Consider the following 17,208-nt stretch of genomic DNA (forward strand, 5'->3'; position numbering starts at 1 on the left):
CGGAGAGACGATATGTTGGGTCAAGGATTCGTATCTGCCGCGGCAATCGCGGCAAGCGTACTATTTATTTTGTCGCTAGGCGGCTTAAGTAACCAAGAAAAAGCTAAACGCGCCGTGTGGTACGGCATCGTCGGTATGGCATTGGCGGTGTTTTTCACCGCCTTTGGGCCAGGCATTGGCGGCTACTGGTGGCTGATTCCGATGATGCTGATCGGCGCAGGGATTGGCGCTTATGTCGCGGGCAAGGTCGAGATGACCGAAATGCCTCAGCTAGTCGCCGCACTGCATAGTTTTGTGGGCTTGGCTGCGGTACTCGTGGCGTGGGGCGCCGATTTAGAACGCCGTCGGGTAATGGCCGCGCGGGCCGCTGAGGCCTCGCTGGATCAGTTCTCCGCGTTTGCGGCGCTGGTCGCTACCAAAGCCCCTGACGAGCTGATGTTTCTGCAGGTTGAGGTAGTGCTGGGCATCTTTATCGGCGCAGTGACCTTTACCGGCTCGGTGATTGCGTTTGGTAAGCTGGCGGGCAAAATCGATGGCAAACCCCGTCAACTGCCCGGTGGGCATTTGCTCAATGCGGGCGCGGCGGTGCTGTCGCTGCTGTTAGCCATTCTTTACCTGAACGGTGCCGGCTTCTGGACGCTGATACTGTTAGCAGCGCTGGCATTCTTTATCGGCTATCACCTGATCATGGGGATTGGCGGGGCGGATATGCCGGTGGTGGTGTCGATGCTCAACAGCTACTCCGGCTGGGCGGCGGCGGCTATCGGCTTTACGCTCTCCAACGACCTGCTGATTGTGACGGGTGCGCTGGTAGGTTCATCGGGTGCGATTCTCTCCTACATCATGTGTAAAGCGATGAACCGCAAGTTCATCAATGTGATCTTAGGCGGTTTTGGCGGTAAGCAAGGGCCCGCGGCGGAGATTGAAGGCGAGCAGGTGGCCATTGATGCAGGCGGCGTAGCGAGTGCCCTGAATGATGCTGATAGCGTCATTATTGTGCCGGGTTACGGCATGGCCGTGGCTCAAGCACAAAGCGCGGTGAGTGATTTAGTGCGTAAGCTGCGCGCGTCGGGTAAAACCGTTCGCTTTGGTATTCACCCGGTGGCCGGGCGCTTGCCAGGGCATATGAACGTGCTGCTGGCTGAAGCCAAAGTGCCTTATGATATCGTGCTAGAAATGGATGAAATTAACGATGACTTCGCCTCTACAGATGTGGTGATCGTGATTGGCTCCAACGATATCGTTAACCCCGCGGCTGAAGAAGACCCGAATAGCCCCATTGCCGGCATGCCGGTGCTTAAAGTGTGGGAGGCGAAGCAGGTATTTGTCAGCAAGCGTGGCCAGGGCACCGGTTATTCCGGCATTGAAAATCCGCTGTTCTTCAAAGACAACACGCGGATGTTCTATGGCGATGCGCGCGATAGTCTCAATACGCTGCTGCCGTTGATTGATTAGGTTCAGGCGAGGACGTTAAGCGGCGTTAATCCGTCGTTAGCTGCATCAGTCTGCACGTAAGCCCGCGATTATTCGCGGGCTTTTTTGTGCTGTGCAGGCCATTGCCACTCCTGCTATGGTCATTAGCCGCCTTGGCTGCTGAGCACTCACTATTATGAATCAACGTTCTAACCCCCGTGTGCTGCTGCGTTTGCTGGGACTCCTTCGCCCATACCGGCTACGGTTAGCATTGGCCGGCCTGGCGCTGATACTGGCCTCTGGCAGTGTGCTGCTGCTGGGCAATGGGCTGCGCTTAGTGATTGATCGCGGTTTTATCGGTGCCGATGAGCGGGCCCTTGCGCAGGCATTGGTCTTGATGCTGGTCGTCGTGGCCGTACTGGCACTAGCGTCTGCACTGCGTTACTACCAAGTGACCTGGATTGGCGAACGCTTGGCTGCTGACCTGCGCCGGCGCGTGTTTGACCATTTACTTTCCCTCGAGCCCAGCTTCTTTGAAAGCGCGAGTGAAGGGCGTGCCGCCGGTGAAATAGCCTCTCGGCTGACCGCGGATACCAGCGTGCTACAGAGCTTGTTTGGCTCCTCCGTATCGCTGGCGCTACGTAATGCCGTGATGTTAATCGGTGCGGTGGTATTAATGCTGATCACTCAGCCTTGGCTTTCGGCGCTGGTGCTGATTGGCATTCCTGCCACGCTTTTGCCCATTGTGTGGTACGGCCGTCGAGTGCGGCGGCTATCGCGTACCAGCCAAGACCGCGTGGCCGAACTTGGCCGCTATGCGGAGGAGGCGCTGAGCGGTATCCAAACGCTTCAGGCCTTTACCCATGAAGCGGAGGATAAGCGCCACTATGGCCGGCGTGTCGAGCAGGCGTTTGGCAGCGCCGTAGAGCGTACGCAGCAACGCGCCTGGCTGACGGGCATTGCCATGCTAGTCGTGTTTACGGCCGTTGGGCTGATGCTCTGGCAGGGTGGCCAAGCGGTATTAGCAGGCACCATGAGCGCCGGCGAGCTATCGGCGTTTATTTTCTACGCCGTGCTGGCAGCGGGTTCTATTGCCACGCTTGCCGAAGTGGCGGGCGATGTGCAGCGTGCAGCAGGGGCCGCTGAGCGGCTGCTGGAACTGCTCGATACGCCGCCCGCTATCCAGTCGCCCATAAGCCCTCACGCGTTACCCAATCCACCGCGTGGCGAGATTAGATTAGCGAACGTTAGCTTCGTGTATCCCGGTAGGACGACGCCAGCGCTCGAGGCGTTTGATTTACATATCCAGCCAGGAGAGCGAGTGGCTATTGTCGGCCCCTCGGGAGCGGGGAAAAGCACGCTGCTGGCACTGCTGCTGCGTTTTTATGATCCTAGCCAAGGGCATGTTTCCCTCGATGGACTTGATATTCGTCGCTTAGATCTGAGTGCTTTGCGCAGTGCCATCGGGCTAGTGGCCCAAGAGCCGGTGCTGTTTAGCGGCTCGGTAGCGGACAATCTTCGCTATGGCGACGCCGAGGCTGATCTTGGCAAATTACGGGTCGCCGCTCAGGATGCCAGCGCGCTTGCATTTATCGAGGCGCTACCCCAGGGCTTTGATACGCCGTTGGGGCCGGGGGGTGTGCAGCTTTCCGGTGGCCAGCGTCAGCGGCTCGCTATTGCCCGAGCGCTACTAAAAAATCCCGCCGTGCTGTTGCTGGATGAAGCCACCAGCGCCTTGGATGCCGAAAGCGAACGACTGGTACAGCAGGCGCTGGATCGGCTGATGGTGGGGCGCACCAGCATCGTGATCGCCCACCGGCTCGCCACGGTCATCGCGGCAGATCGATTACTGGTGTTGGATGGCGGGCGACTTATTGCGGCGGGCACGCACGCTGAGTTAATCACCAACAGCCCGCTCTATCGTCATTTAGCCGCATTGCAGTTTGGCGGTGAAACGTTATAAAACTGTTTTAAAGCCGGGAGTTCCTATGTCGAGTTTTTTCCAACGTCTTAATGCTGTTAATGCCCCTTCGATTGGCCTGGGTTGTATGAACCTCTCTCACGGTTACGGCAGCGTCGTGCCTGAAAGTGCTGCCCTGCGTGCTTTGGATGAGGCCTTTGATATGGGCTATCGCCACTTCGATACCGCTACTATGTATGGCGCTACAGCCAATGAGCGTTTGGTCGGTCGCGCCCTGGAGGGCAAACGACATCAGCTGTTTCTAGCCAGTAAATGCGGGATGGCGATGGATCCTGAGTCGGGCAAGCGGGTGATTGACGGCCGCCCGGCAACATTGCGCAAACAGTGCGAAGCGAGCCTTGCGCGGCTGCGTACCGATCATTTAGATCTCTACTACCTGCACCGCTTGGATCGCCAAGTCCCCGTTGAAGAGAGCGTAGGCGCGCTAGGGCGCTTGATGGAAGAGGGCAAAATTGGTGGCGTGGGGTTGTCTGAAGTTTCTGCGCTAACCTTGCACCGCGCGGTGGCTGAATACCCAATTGCCGCGGTGCAGTCAGAATACTCGCTGTGGACGCGCAATCCCGAAATCGCTCTGATTGATGCGTGCCGTGAGACAGGCACGGCGATGGTCGCGTTTAGTCCTCTGGGGCGGGGGTTTTTAGCCGGGGCCATTAACGACCCCGCGCGCCTCGAAGAGGGCGATATGCGTCGTAATATGCCGCGTTTTAGCACCGAGAACTATCCGCACAATGTCGCGCTGTTTGAGCGCCTTGCGACGTTGGCGCAGGCATTAAGCGTCACGCCAGGGCAGCTGGCGCTGGCGTGGTTGCAGGCAAAAGGCAGCGACATAATCCCTATTCCGGGCACGCGCACGCCTGCCCATATGCGCGAAAATTTAGCAGCACAAACGCTGCGCCTTGATGACATCACCCTGACACAGCTGGATGCCATGATGACACCAGACCAAGTGGCAGGTGCCCGCTACGGCGAAGCGCAGCAAGCCGATATCGACACCGAAGAATTCACAGCGTAGCGGCGGTTAGCGAAAGTTGATGACGGCAAATAGTTAAAAGCTATTAACATTTTAATAAAAAGCAAATTGTGACTATGGCAGTTCTGCTTTAAAACAGAGCTAGGTGAAAGTGCTGGGTAAGCGCATTACATTTTTTACGCACAGTACTAGCGTGAGCAAGCTCACGGTCAGTTGACTTGGTCGTCGGTCAGACGAGCGCCACCAAGGCACAAGCAATAAGGGAGAAAGCTATGAGTGGTAAATGTCCTGTCATGCATGGTGGTAACACCTCAACGGGCACGTCGAATAAAGACTGGTGGCCTGAAGGTATTAATCTGGATATTTTGCACCAGCATGACCGCAAAACGAATCCGATGGATGCTGATTTTGACTATCGGGAAGAAGTCAGAAAACTCGATTTTGACGCGCTGAAGCAAGATGTTCATGCGCTAATGACCGACAGCCAGTCGTGGTGGCCAGCCGACTGGGGCCACTACGGCGGCCTGATGATTCGTATGGCATGGCATTCAGCGGGCACCTATCGCCTTGCCGACGGCCGTGGTGGCGGTGGTACTGGCAGCCAACGTTTTGCACCGCTCAACTCCTGGCCGGACAACGTCAGCCTTGATAAAGCGCGCCGTCTACTATGGCCAATCAAGAAAAAGTACGGCAACAAAATTAGCTGGGCCGACCTGATGATTCTGGCTGGCACGGTGGCTTATGAATCCATGGGCCTCCCTTCCTACGGCTTTTCGTTTGGCCGTGAAGACGTCTGGCATCCGGAAAAAGATATTTACTGGGGCAATGAGAAAGAGTGGCTGGCGCCTTCTGATGAGCGTTACGGCGACGTTGAAAAGCCGGAAACCATGGAAAACCCCCTAGCGGCGGTGCAAATGGGGCTTATCTATGTAAATCCCGAAGGCGTTAACGGCGTGCCCGATCCGCTTAAAACGGCTCAGCAGGTGCGTGAAACCTTCGCTCGTATGGCTATGAACGATGAAGAAACCGCCGCGCTCACCGCCGGCGGTCACACCGTAGGTAAATGTCACGGCAATGGTGATGCGGGGGCGCTCAGTGCCGTGCCCGAAGGATCATCGGTTGAGAGCCAGGGGTTTGGCTGGGGTAATCCGGCCATGGGCGGCAAGGCAAGCAATGCCGTGAGCTCTGGTATTGAAGGCGCCTGGACGACCAACCCTACGCAGTTCGATATGGGCTATTTCGACCTGCTGTTTGGCTATGAGTGGGAACTGAAGAAGAGCCCGGCAGGCGCCCACCAGTGGGAGCCCGTGAATATCAAAGAAGAAGATAAGCCGGTTGATGCCAGCGATCCCTCTGCTCGTCGCAACCCGATCATGACCGATGCAGACATGGCGATGAAGATGGATCCGACTTACCGGGCGCTTTGTGAAAAATTCATGGCGGACCCCGAGTACTTTAAACAGACCTTCGCCAAAGCGTGGTTCAAGCTGACCCACCGTGACCTAGGCCCGAAAGCGCGTTATATCGGCCCGGAAGTGCCTGCCCAGGACCTGATCTGGCAAGATCCGATTCCGGCGGGCAGCACTGACTACAGCGAAGAAGTGGTTAAGCAGAAAATCGCTGAGAGTGGCCTGAGCATCAGCGCGATGGTTAGCACTGCGTGGGACAGCGCGCGAACCTATCGCGGCTCTGATATGCGTGGCGGTGCCAACGGTGCTCGCATTCGCTTAGCGCCCCAGAAAGACTGGGAAGGCAACGAACCTGCGCGTCTCACCAAAGTGCTGGCAGTATACGAGCAGATTGCTGCCGACACCGGTGCGAGCCTTGCCGACGTGATTGTTCTGGCCGGCAGTGTGGCGATTGAAAAAGCCGCTAAAGCAGCAGGCTATGACGTTCGCGTGCCTTTCCTGAAAGGGCGTGGCGATGCCTCTGCTGAGATGACCGACGGTGAATCGTTTGAGCCGCTAGAGCCGCTGGCAGACGGGTTCCGCAACTGGCAGAAGAAAGACTATGCAGTGAAGCCGGAAGAGCTGCTGCTGGACCGCGCCCAGTTGATGGGGCTGACAGGCCCCGAAATGACCGTGCTGATCGGTGGAATGCGCGTACTGGGCACCAACTACGGCGGTACCCAGCAAGGTGTATTTACCCACCGTGAAGGCCAGTTGACCAATGACTTCTTCGTCAACTTGACTGACATGGGCAATACCTGGAAGCCAGTAGGTAACAATGCCTACGAGATTCGCGACCGTCAAACGGACGCCCTCAAGTGGACCGCTTCGCACATTGACCTAGTGTTTGGCGCTAACTCGGTTCTGCGTTCCTACGCAGAAGTGTATGCCCAGGACGATAACGGCGAGAAGTTCGTGAAAGATTTTGTCGCAGCCTGGACGAAAGTGATGAATGCGGATCGATTTGATATCGCGTAAGCACGACGAGGTTTAAGTAGCCTTTCCAAGCCCGCATCTAGAATGCGGGCTTTTTTAGTGTGGCAGTAAAGCCGATTTTAGCGTCTCGCGAACGGCGTCAGGGGTAAAAGGAGGGTGAGTAAAGCGTACGCCCGTTGCATCGAAGAGCGCGTTAGCAATCGCGGGAGCGCCGGGTAGTGATGTGGATTCTCCTACGCCTAATGGCGGCAGTTCCGGGCGATCAAGCAGCATGACATCAATTGCTGGAAGATCAGAAAAACGCAGCACTGGATATCCGCCCCATTCCCTGCTGGTGGGTAGGCTATCTTCAAAGGTGACGCGTTCTTTTAAGGTGCGGCTTAGCATCTGAATGACATTGCCATGTACCTGATGGCGAACGCCGGCAGGGTTCACCATTAGGCCCGCATCCTGCCCTACGAATAGCCGTTCCACGACAATACGTCCGCTCTTCGTATTCACTTTAAGCTCGACAACCCAGGCGGCGAGTGCCGCGCCAAAGCCTGGAAATTTACTGTGCACGTATTGCGCATAAGCGAAGCCTCGGCCATAGCACCAGTCAGCGTCGTTTTTCGGATTTTTATTGGCGACACCTGCTTTCCAGTTCGCACGCTGCACGAGCGCTTCAATCAGCTCGCAGGCGCGGACATCAGGCAAGTTGCGCAATCGGTAGGCGACGGGATCTTCGTTTGCCAAACAGGCCAGTTCATCAATGTAGCTTTCATGAGCGAAAGTGTTGGGTAATGCCGAGACGCCGCGTAGCCAAGAGGCGCGCACAAGCGTTGGCACGTCGTCACAAATGATTTGCCGATGAGGGTAATGATAGGGCGGCACCGATGTTCGGTCGCCCATTTCAAAGGGGATATCGATCGGCGGCGTTGTACCTGTCAGAAGCAGCGCCAGTGTCGGTGCACTGTTAGAAGGATAGCGTGAGCTAAAACGATAGCCTGCTGGGCTACCGTCTGCGTTCAGCCCGCCCTCAATAGCCATGTACTGAGCGGCTCCTTTAGGCTCCCACGTGTGCTCTTGCTCGCGCGTTAACTGCACGCGAACAGGGCGGCCGACTGCCTGGGAAAGAAGCGCGGCGTCGGCGCCCACATCGTCAGCGCAGTTGCGGCCATAGCAGCCCGACGTCTCCATGCGAGTGACGGTAATGACGCTCTCATCTAAGCCGGTTAGGCGCGCTAAGTCTGCACGCAAACTATGTGGATTCTGTGTTCCCGACCAGACGTGAAGCGCGCCAGCTTTAGCATCAGCCACTGAGCAAGAAGGGCCTATCGAGCCATGCAGTTGAAAAGGCCAAACATAGCTGCGATTGAGCTGCTGGCTGGCCACGCTAAGCGCGCTATCTAGATCACCCTCGTCGATAAGCATGCGCTGCTTGCTGGGTAAATCCAGTAGCGCCTGCTCAATATTGTCCAGTTGGGGAAGCCCTTCGACCGGGCGCCACTCAACTTTAAGCTGTTTAGCAGCAGCGGCGGCTTGTTCTTCACGCTCAGCAACGACACCGACAAAATCCCCTATCACGACAACGCTAATCACGCCTGGCAAATGAGCAACAGAGCTTTTATCAACGGCTATCAAGCTAGTGCCGATAAACGCGCCGTTATCGTGACCTACATAAGGGGGGCGAATCACTCGGCCATGCAGCATGTCGGGAAGGCGGAAGTCATGGACGAAGGTTAATTTTCCTGTGACTTTGTCAGGGATATCAACACGAGCCATGGCTCGACCCACTAACGTGTAATCGCTGGCGGGCTTGAGCGGTGCGCGATCATCTAGCTTCAACGCATGGCGTGCACCCTTTAGCAATGCTCCAAAGCTTATCGGCGGGTGATGCTTGTCGTTGGGCTGGATAGTACTGTTGAAATGAATAGCGCCGTGTTGGCAGCTGAGTAGGGAGCGCTCGACGCCAAAGTGTTTGGCAGCCAGTGTGAGCAAATATTCGCGTGCCTGTGCCGCGGCACGGCGAAGAGGTTCCGCGGTAATCTGAATCGTCGCACTGGCGATGGTGGGTCCTTGGTTGGGCACATCAAAGGGATTGCCGAGCACCATGGTGACACTATCGAACGCCGTACTCAGCTCTTCCGCTACGATTTGTGCCAGTGACGTGCGTATGCCGGTGCCGAGATCTACGTGTCCGTTGAACGCCACGATATGGCTATCGCTCAAGATGGCGATGAATATCTCGGGCTCAATGGGCGTGAAGAGGGAAAGTGTGCCAGGTTGACCTGGAGCTGGTTTGGGCGGCGTTATAGGGTCTCTATAGACAACCAGAAGATCTGGCTCATGCAGCAGTGACTGTCTTGTATAGTTTGATTTATCCGCCATAACCGCTTCCAAAGCTATCTTTTAAATTAATGTATTTGAGGTGATGAATTGGCGATAAGTAAGGTAAAATTATAGCGTATACGCCATAAAAGCATGGTGAATTGTTCTCACGCAAGCAGTATTTCGTGGGCTGCTACGTGCCCCTGATCATCAGTGCCATACTCAGTACATCGCGGCGCCAATACATTAAGGATATTGAATGACAACGGATAGTGCGCTTCATCACTCGTCGGCCGGTGAGCATCCTACGCCTTCAGAGCAAGGCTATGATTTTTCAGAACAAGTGGGGCACCTGCTACGCAAAGCCTATCAGCGCCACACGGCTATTTTTCAGCGATACAGTAGCGATAAACAGTTAACGGCGATCCAGTTCGTGACGCTGTGCACGGTAATGGAACGTGGTCCCAGCTCGTTAACCGATATCGTCAACGTCACGGCGATAGACCCGGCGACGATCCGTGGCGTTATTAAACGCCTCAAAGTACGTGATTGGATCTCGCTGACCACGGACCCTAATGATCAGCGCAAAGTGATGGTTGTCATCACTGAGTTGGGCGCTGAGTTGGTAGAAAATATGGTACCCAGCGCCAAGCAAATCAGCGATCAGACCATGCAAAATCTCAATCCCGCAGAGCGCGTTGCGCTGATGCATCTGCTCGAAAAAATGAACGCGGATAGCTAGCTAGTGGCTAGGTGATCCAAGGTTTCATTCAGGCTAATGACATCCCCGTACTTACTATCGATATCAAACAGATTGGCTTCGTGGGGCGCTGGGTGGCGGTCGCCGACGCAGTCGCGCACGACGATCACGCGAAAGCCGTGCTGTAGGCCGTCAACCGCAGTGGCGCGGATGCAGCCGCTGGTTGAGCAGCCGGTGATGATCAGTGTATCGATCCCCATCGCGACAAGCGTTGAAGCAAGCGAGGTGCCGAAGAAGGCGCTGGCATACTGCTTTGTCATCACCAGCTCGTCTTCACGCGGTGTTACCTCTGGGCAGAACGCTGCGTAAGGGTTGCCCGCTACCATGGCGCGCATTACCGGCGCTTTTTTCACCCATATGCCGCCATCAATTTGATCCGGGGCGTGATACAGGATGTTGGTATGGATGACAGGAATACCGCTATGCCGGGCTGCGTCTAACAGTGAGGGCATATTGGCAACGGCATCCACCACGCCCTGGGCAAATAGCGGCGAGCCAGGCGTGGTGTAGCCCTGCATGAAATCGACCACTAGCAGCGCAGGCTTGTTACCAAAGCCAATGCGGCCATCCCAAACACCTTTGTAGTTGTCGTCTAAAGAGCGATCGTCAGCACCTTTGCCGCTGGCTGTCTGGTTAGAGGGCGTCATGATATTAGCTCCTAGTAAGCGCCTGACAGCAAGGCACCAGCGCCGGGCACAATAGGCTCTAAATCGAGCGCTTTAAGCATGGCGTAGGTAGTGGCGATAGCAGCAGTGACCACTGGCTTGCCCGTTAAGGCTTCTACCTTGGCAACGGCCGCTAGCGATGGCATTTGTACACAGGCTGATAGCACGATGGCATCGACGTTGTTTAAATCGAGGCTAGCCACAATGCCAGGAAGATTAGCGGGATCGTGGCGGGCGACATCCAGGTTGTTAGGGATTTCGAGTGCTCGATAATCAAGCACTTCAATGCCTTCTTGGCGAATGTAGTCGACCACCATCTCGGTGAGTGGCTTCATATAGGGCGCTACCACGACCACGCGTTTAGCTTTCATCACGCCTAGTGCATCGACCAGCGCGCCAGCGCTCGTCACCACCGGCGTATCGCAGCCGTTCTCTTTGGTGCGGCTGCGTAAGCGCTGTTGTGATTCGCGGTGATAGCCAGGCCCCATGGCCATGATCGCGACCAAACAGGCGTAGCCCATCACATCGACTGCCGCATCGGAAAGCTCCAATGCACAGCGGTCTGACTCAGCATCCATCGCTGCGAGCTCGTCCTTGCTGACATTTTTCATGCGCATACGGCTGGAATGGAAGGTAAAACGCTCAGGCCGGATTAGCTGCCGTGCCGCCAGCATGGCCGGAATTTCCGTTTCCATCGTGATGTTAGAACTTGGCACGATCTGCCCGATGCGATAGCTCTTGGAATAGTTCCTGGAATAGCTCTTGGTGCTGTGCGTCATGATCATTGGCCTTTGTTAGAGTTGTTTGCCGAGGAAGTCTTCAAAAGCGGCAAAAAAGCCGTCGAAATCATCCCAGGGAATCATGTGGCCCGCGTTTTCCGCGGTGGTAATCCGCAGGGTGGGCAGCAGATCGATCATTTCAGCGCGATCTTCATCCTGGATAACGCCGCCTTTGCCCGCGCACATCAGCAACGTAGGCACGTTGATGTTGGGGAGGTCTTGGTGGATATCGACGCTGTGAAACTCTTCAAACGCCTGAACTATGGCCGGCTCAAAGCAGGTATGCAGCCACTCGGCGCGCAGCCGCAACTGCTCATCACTCCAGGTCGGGCAGTAGTGACGCATGGTCTCAATGTCGGCGCCACGCGTGCAGTCACGAATCGAGTCCACATACCACGGCAGCTTGCTGGGATATTCTCGACGTCCTGGTCCTGAAACCGGTGGGTCGATCAGTACCAGTTTGGCAGTGCCCTTTGCGCCGCGGCTCATGGCGCGAAGCGCAAAGCGCGCGCCCATGGAGTGGCCCGCTAGAATGACATTGTCGAGCCCTAACTCATCAATAAACGCAATCACATCGTCAGCGCAGGTGTCGATGTCGTAAGCGAGCTCGGGGCCGCTAGACGATAAGCCCCGCCCACGGACATCCAGCACGTAGGTATCGAAGTGCTGACCCAGCCGCTCGGCTACAAACCCCCAGGTGATAGCGGGGCTCGTAATGCCCGGTATCAGCACCAGCGGTTGGCGTGAGGACTTAGCGCTATCGCCGAAACGCAGGTAGTGCTGGCGAATACCGTTGGCATGTAAGTTCGCGCCATAAAGATAGGTGCTGCTCATACTGGGCTTCCTTCGTTGATCGCGTCAGGTTGCTTCAGTGGTACTTCAAAGGCATCGTAGGCGAATACCCAGGCCGGGTCTTCATCTGCGCGTAGCCATGTATTGTCGTGGGAGACCTGCTGCACTCGCGAGGCACGCTCAAAGCGATTGGTGCGATAAAGCTCGAAAGCACGTTGATAATTGTCAGCGCCAACCTCTTCCAGGCAACGCACCAGCATGGCAGCATCTTCAATCGCCATGGCGGCGCCTTGAGCCATATGTGGCTTCATTGGGTGACAGGCATCACCAAGCAGTACTAATCGATTTTCATGCCAAAGTGGTAGCGGATTACGTTCCAATAAAGGCCACTTCGTGACGCTTTCTGTGCAGTCAATCAGCGCTTGTACGGTGGGGTGATAGCCTTTGAACGCTGTACGCATTTCTTCCTGGGAGCTATCGACGAAGGAGGTGCCGTGGTTCCAGTCGGGTTCGGGCACGCCCGTCACGTAGTAATACTCTTTTTCGTCGCCGGTGACGAAATAAACCATCATATGACGATCTTCTGACCACCACTTTACGCACGCCTCAAAATCCAAATCGTACGCCTTGAGCTTTTCAGCGGAGATAATGGCGCGATGGGCAACCCAGCCACTGTAGATAGGTGCTTCAGCGCCGAGTAATTTCTCACGCAGGCGTGAATTAACACCATCAGCACCAATGACTAAGTCGGCTTCTTCGATTGAGCCATCGGCGAAGGTCATGACGACTTTATCGCCGCTGTCATCGACATCTACCAAGCGCTTATCGAAATGTAGATTATCCTGGTCGAGCGTGCTCACCATTAATTCGTGGAGGTCGCCACGGTGGACGGTGATATAGGCTGCCCCGTAGTTTTCGAGAGCAAACTCACCCAGCGGGATGCGCGACTGATATTCCCCCGTCATGCCGTTACGGCTGAACCAGTAATCAGGATGTGACCCCATGGCATTAAGCTTGTCCTCAATGCCGATACGCCGCATGACTTTCATAACATTGGGGCCAAGGTGAATTCCCGCGCCAAGGCGAGAAAAAGCCGGCGCTTGTTCGTACACCTTGGTGGGATAACCCGCTTGCTGCAGCAGTGCGCCAGCCGCGGCACCGCCAAGGCCGGCGCCAATGACTGCAATGGTGGGTTTGTTCTTCATATCGTCGTTGCCTCGCTGTTTTTATTCACACACCACCGTGCAGAGCGCCTCAGGGAGTGAGTTTGTGAATGCTATAAAACAACGTATACACCATTTATTTGTTGGTCAAGGATTTAATGGGAAAATTATTTTTATGAACAAATAGGTTGATTGAGTATATATTATGCTGAATTTAATGACTTTTTTTGTATTTTTATGGTTTTTATAAAAACTTGAAAGACTCATCAATTGAGTGCTATATGTTTATTAGTATTTTTTTATGGCGTGTACGCTTTTTATGCATGTTTATGAGCATCGCCGCCCTTTACCGGTGCACGCCTAGCGATGAAGGCGAAAATAGGCTGATTATTCAGTACGACGAAGAGTGTTTGGCAAGCAGGCCGTTTTAACAATAAGATGATGATTCCTTATGACGCTAACGTTGACAGTCAATGGACAAGAACATGAGCTGGCAGTGCCCCCGCATACGCTGCTACTCAATGTGCTGCGTAATGACCTAGCGCTTAATGGGCCTAAATACGGCTGTGGCTTGGGCGAATGTGGTGCATGCAGTGTATTGATCGATGGCATGGCCGCACGAACGTGCGTGCTACCCGTGTCCGCTGCCGTTGGCCATGACGTCATTACGCTTGATGGGCTGGCCAGCAACGGCCAGCTTGATCCTGTTCAGCAAGCCTTCATTGATGCGCAAGCAGCCCAGTGTGGCTACTGCCTGAACGGCATGATTATCACCGTTCGTGCGCTGTTAAATCATAACGCACAGCCTTCAGCGCAACAGATTCGTACCGCGCTTGAGCATAATCTGTGCCGATGCGGTACTCACGTTGAAATTCTGCAAGCAGCGCGCCTGGCTGTTGACCTCAATGCGAGCCGATTGCAGGAGCCACTTCATGAGTGAAGGGCAGCGGCTTCGTCGTCAGCATCATCAGGCGAGCATTCCCGCGGCATTGGCGCATTCACGCTATGGCGTCGTCGTACGCCCACCTCACTATCATTGGGATGGCGAGCGGTTTGAGAGCGATCGCTTAATCAGTGTTGATAGGTCCAGCATCGGCTCACTACCAGGTGCTATTGAGGTGGTGGTTGAAGAAGACTTTGTCGGTGTTGTTGCCGGCAGTTTGGCCTTGGCCATTGATGCGGCTAAACAGCTCAAGGTTGAGTGGCAATCCGTGCATCAGCCAACCAATAGCGCACCTGATTCTATTAAATCTACGTCTCTCAAATTCAGCGCTGTTAAAACAAGCCCTCAATCGCAGGCGTCAATGCGTCAGCAGTATGGCTGGCCGAGCCGGATGCATTGGGGAAATAGCCCCGGCTGGATGATCGCGGATTACCGCCAGCACCAGCTCGATATTTGGGGAGAAACCGTTACTCCACTGGCGCTTAAGCACGATTTAGGTCGCTTAACCGCATTGCCCGTTAACCAGATTGAACTCTATTGCCTCGACCAAACGCACGTGTCGCGTCAAGCAACCGGGCTTGGCCGCCATTGCGGCGATGATGCCGCTGTCGATGCGGCGCTAATGTCTAAGGCGGTGGGGGCTCCGGTAGCGGTTTGGCTTGATGCCCGCTATGCAAAAGATAAAGAGGCGCTGGGTCAGGCGCAGCGGATGACGCTAGAAGCCGATCTTGCCAGCAGCGGTGAGATCGCCCGCTATCATTACCAGCAGGCTAGTATTATCGGTGAGGTCGCCGCTGTCGGGCTCTGGCTGAGTGGCAAGGCCGCGATCACCGAGCTTAGGGCTGAGGCTTCGGCTACTGAGGCTTCGGATAATAGTAACGATGCGGCGCCGTTTTCACCTTACGTTTTTCGCGACCAATATCTTGCTGCAAGAAGCCAATCCAATAGCCTTTCAAGTGATTCTACTGTCGTCGACATTCAGCAGGCGTTTGCGCGAGAGTCGTTTCTAGATGAGGTGGCTCGTGATAGCGAACAGGACCCCATTGCGCTGCGTCTTCGTCACCTCGACGATGCGCGTGGCATAGCGCTAATAGAGTCGGTCGCTAAACGGGCTGAATGGACGCTGCCTCTGTCGCCGCTTTCTCCCACGTCAGCGCCAAATTCAGCGCCGCAGGACCTGCTGCGAGGTCGCGGTTTTGCATACTCTCAGCTGCCAAGCCGTGATCAACGTGAGGCACCCGGTGTACGCTCCGCGTGGATTGCCGACGTAGTGGTTAACCGGATTACCGGTGAGGTGCAGCTGACCCGCTTGGTTGTTGGCCAAGACACGGGCCCTGATGTGGATACCGCGCGTCTTCAGCAAACGCTCCAAACACGGGTATTGGGTGAAGCTCGCCCGCTTTTGGGGCAAAGCCCTGCGTTTGATGAGTGGGGTGATGGCCGCAATGTACTCGTGCCCGTCGCTTCAGGAGCAGGCGAGCTGGCTACGCGCGGCTATCAACCGGCAACGCAAAGGGTGCCTTCTTCTTTTAACCAACCTGCTACCGATGTATTAACCGGGGCTGAGCTATCGCCCGGTGTTGCCGTGATTGCCAACGCGCTATTTGATGCGACCGGCATTCGTTTTCGCCAGCCTCCCTTTACTGCCAAGCGTGTCCGCCAGGCACTCCAAGAGCCGACGGTGGCGAGTGCCGGGCGTCCGGCCAAACTGCAGCGCCCTGCGAGGCGGCGCTGGTTAGCCGCTGCGGCACTGACTACAATGGCGGGCACGGTGGCTATCGCATGGCCGTGGAAGGGCGCCGTGGCCCCTATTGCTCGGCCAGCCACTAATCTTTATTCCGCCGATACCATTGAGCGCGGGCGGCTAGTCGCCGCCGCTGGTGATTGCGCAGCGTGCCATACCGCTGACAATGGTGTAGCCAACGTGGGTGGGCGTTCATTTGAAACGCCTTTTGGAACGCTCTACAGTACTAACATTACGCCAGACGAGGTAACGGGTATTGGTCAGTGGTCCTACGCGGCGTTTGAACGAGCAATGCGCCATGGCATCAGTCGCGATGGCAGTCATCTCTATCCCGCTTTTCCCTATACGGCGTTTGCCAAAACAAGTGATACCGACTTACAGGCGCTGTACGCCTACCTAATGTCTCAGCCGGCGGTGTCATCGGATAAAACCGTTAACGATCTTGCTTTTCCTTTCAGCGTACGCGCCTTAATGGCTGGCTGGAACACGCTTTATCACGACCCCACTCCCTTCCAGCCAGACCCCATGCAAAGCGAGCTTTATAATCGAGGCGCCTATCTGGCAGAAGGGTTAGGCCACTGCAGTGCTTGTCATAGCCCACGCAATGCCATGGGCGCGGAGAAAAGCGGCAAGAATTATTTTGCAGGGGCCTTTGTTGATGGCTGGGAGGCACCGCCACTCAATGCGCTGTCGCGTGCGCCGGTTGCTTGGAGTGAAACATCGCTCTACGACTATTTGCGTCATGGTGAGTCGGCGCTGCATGGGGTTGCCTCTGGCCCGATGGCACCAGTCGTTGCGGGATTGGCCGAATTGCCTGAATACGACGTGAGAGCCATTGCCCACTATGTGGCCACACAGATGCAGGCACCGACGGATGATAGCGACGTAGCGGTGGCGAGGGCGGAGGAGCGTGTGGCTGGCGCAACGCTTAGTGCGCCCGGCTTGGAGGCGGGCGAGCGCCTATTCGATGGCGCTTGCGCAGCCTGCCACGTGGCAACCGGAGTACCTACTTTCTCCAGCGCGAGTACGTCACTCGCGCTGAATACCAATATTCATAGCGACCACCCCGACAACGTTATTCAGTCGATTTTAAGCGGTGTCCACGCAGACCACGTTCCAGGAACCGGCAGTATGCCTGGTTTTTCCGACAGTTTTAGCAATACCCAAGTCGCTGATTTAGCGATGTATCTTCGAGCGCGCTTTGCACCAGATAAAGCACCTTGGCAACAACTAGAACAACGTAGCGCTGATTTACGCCAGCCTCACCAAAACAACACACACTCTACTCCATGATGTAATAAAAC

At 55.7% G+C, this 17,208-nt stretch carries 13 protein-coding genes; 8 read left to right on the forward strand and 5 right to left on the reverse strand.

Features of this window, described 5'->3' with window-relative positions:
• The first annotated feature begins 12 nt into the window (after positions 1-12).
• The 4 genes from ACT3RP_RS10835 (at position 13) to katG (ending at position 6,790) form a co-directional block, all read left to right on the forward strand.
• Positions 13-1,455, forward strand: coding sequence for an NAD(P)(+) transhydrogenase (Re/Si-specific) subunit beta (locus tag ACT3RP_RS10835; protein WP_096277346.1), 1,443 nt, complete (start codon positions 13-15; stop codon positions 1,453-1,455).
• Between the two features lie 154 nt (positions 1,456-1,609).
• Complete coding sequence (locus tag ACT3RP_RS10840) at positions 1,610-3,376, forward strand: ABC transporter transmembrane domain-containing protein (RefSeq protein ID WP_483393762.1); 1,767 nt, start codon at positions 1,610-1,612, stop codon at positions 3,374-3,376.
• A gap of 25 nt (positions 3,377-3,401) precedes the next feature.
• Positions 3,402-4,406 (forward strand): aldo/keto reductase, encoded by a 1,005-nt coding sequence (locus tag ACT3RP_RS10845; RefSeq protein WP_444624872.1) that lies wholly within the window; start codon positions 3,402-3,404, stop codon positions 4,404-4,406.
• Positions 4,407-4,636: 230 nt separating this feature from the next.
• A complete protein-coding gene (katG, locus tag ACT3RP_RS10850; protein WP_483393763.1) occupies positions 4,637-6,790 on the forward strand; it encodes a catalase/peroxidase HPI in 2,154 nt (717 codons plus the stop codon).
• A 54-nt stretch (positions 6,791-6,844) separates the two neighbouring features.
• Here the strand turns inward: katG and ACT3RP_RS10855 are convergent, their stop codons facing one another.
• Positions 6,845-9,118, reverse strand: coding sequence for a xanthine dehydrogenase family protein molybdopterin-binding subunit (locus ACT3RP_RS10855; protein WP_483393764.1), 2,274 nt, complete (start codon positions 9,116-9,118; stop codon positions 6,845-6,847).
• 199 nt (positions 9,119-9,317) lie between these two features.
• On the opposite strand from ACT3RP_RS10855, the gene ACT3RP_RS10860 reads away from it, so the two are divergent.
• On the forward strand, positions 9,318-9,800 hold the full coding sequence (locus ACT3RP_RS10860; RefSeq protein WP_483393765.1) for a MarR family winged helix-turn-helix transcriptional regulator: 483 nt from the start codon (positions 9,318-9,320) through the stop codon (positions 9,798-9,800).
• Here ACT3RP_RS10860 and ACT3RP_RS10865 read toward each other — a convergent pair.
• Genes ACT3RP_RS10865 through ACT3RP_RS10880 form a run of 4 tightly spaced genes read right to left on the reverse strand, consistent with a single transcriptional unit; the run spans position 9,797 to position 13,259 of the window.
• On the reverse strand, positions 9,797-10,465 hold the full coding sequence (locus ACT3RP_RS10865; RefSeq protein ID WP_444671845.1) for an N-carbamoylsarcosine amidohydrolase: 669 nt from the start codon (positions 10,463-10,465) through the stop codon (positions 9,797-9,799). The two genes, ACT3RP_RS10860 and ACT3RP_RS10865, sit on opposite strands and share 4 nt — an antisense overlap.
• Before the next feature lie 11 nt (positions 10,466-10,476).
• Positions 10,477-11,262 carry a maleate cis-trans isomerase family protein gene (locus tag ACT3RP_RS10870; protein WP_318781457.1) on the reverse strand — a complete coding sequence of 262 codons (786 nt, stop codon included), beginning with the start codon at positions 11,260-11,262 and terminating at the stop codon, positions 10,477-10,479.
• A gap of 15 nt (positions 11,263-11,277) precedes the next feature.
• On the reverse strand, positions 11,278-12,096 hold the full coding sequence (locus ACT3RP_RS10875; protein ID WP_483393766.1) for an alpha/beta fold hydrolase: 819 nt from the start codon (positions 12,094-12,096) through the stop codon (positions 11,278-11,280).
• Positions 12,093-13,259, reverse strand: coding sequence for an FAD-dependent monooxygenase (locus ACT3RP_RS10880; protein WP_483393767.1), 1,167 nt, complete (start codon positions 13,257-13,259; stop codon positions 12,093-12,095). The genes ACT3RP_RS10875 and ACT3RP_RS10880 overlap by 4 nt, the downstream gene beginning before the upstream one ends.
• Before the next feature lie 239 nt (positions 13,260-13,498).
• Here ACT3RP_RS10880 and ACT3RP_RS10885 point away from each other — a divergent pair, with 239 nt between their 5' ends.
• Genes ACT3RP_RS10885 through ACT3RP_RS10895 form a run of 3 tightly spaced genes read left to right on the forward strand, consistent with a single transcriptional unit; the run spans position 13,499 to position 17,197 of the window.
• The gene (locus ACT3RP_RS10885; protein ID WP_441685356.1) at positions 13,499-13,648 is read left to right on the forward strand and encodes a hypothetical protein; all 150 of its coding nucleotides are present in this window, start codon (positions 13,499-13,501) and stop codon (positions 13,646-13,648) included.
• A gap of 20 nt (positions 13,649-13,668) precedes the next feature.
• Entirely contained in the window at positions 13,669-14,157 is a 489-nt protein-coding gene (locus ACT3RP_RS10890) for a (2Fe-2S)-binding protein (RefSeq protein WP_441685358.1), read from the forward strand.
• Complete coding sequence (locus ACT3RP_RS10895; RefSeq protein ID WP_483393768.1) at positions 14,150-17,197, forward strand: c-type cytochrome; 3,048 nt, start codon at positions 14,150-14,152, stop codon at positions 17,195-17,197. The genes ACT3RP_RS10890 and ACT3RP_RS10895 overlap by 8 nt, the downstream gene beginning before the upstream one ends.
• Positions 17,198-17,208 lie beyond the last annotated feature (11 nt).

This window comes from Halomonas sp. AOP5-B2-8 (assembly GCF_052376475.1).
Lineage (GTDB): Bacteria > Pseudomonadota > Gammaproteobacteria > Pseudomonadales > Halomonadaceae > Vreelandella > Vreelandella casei.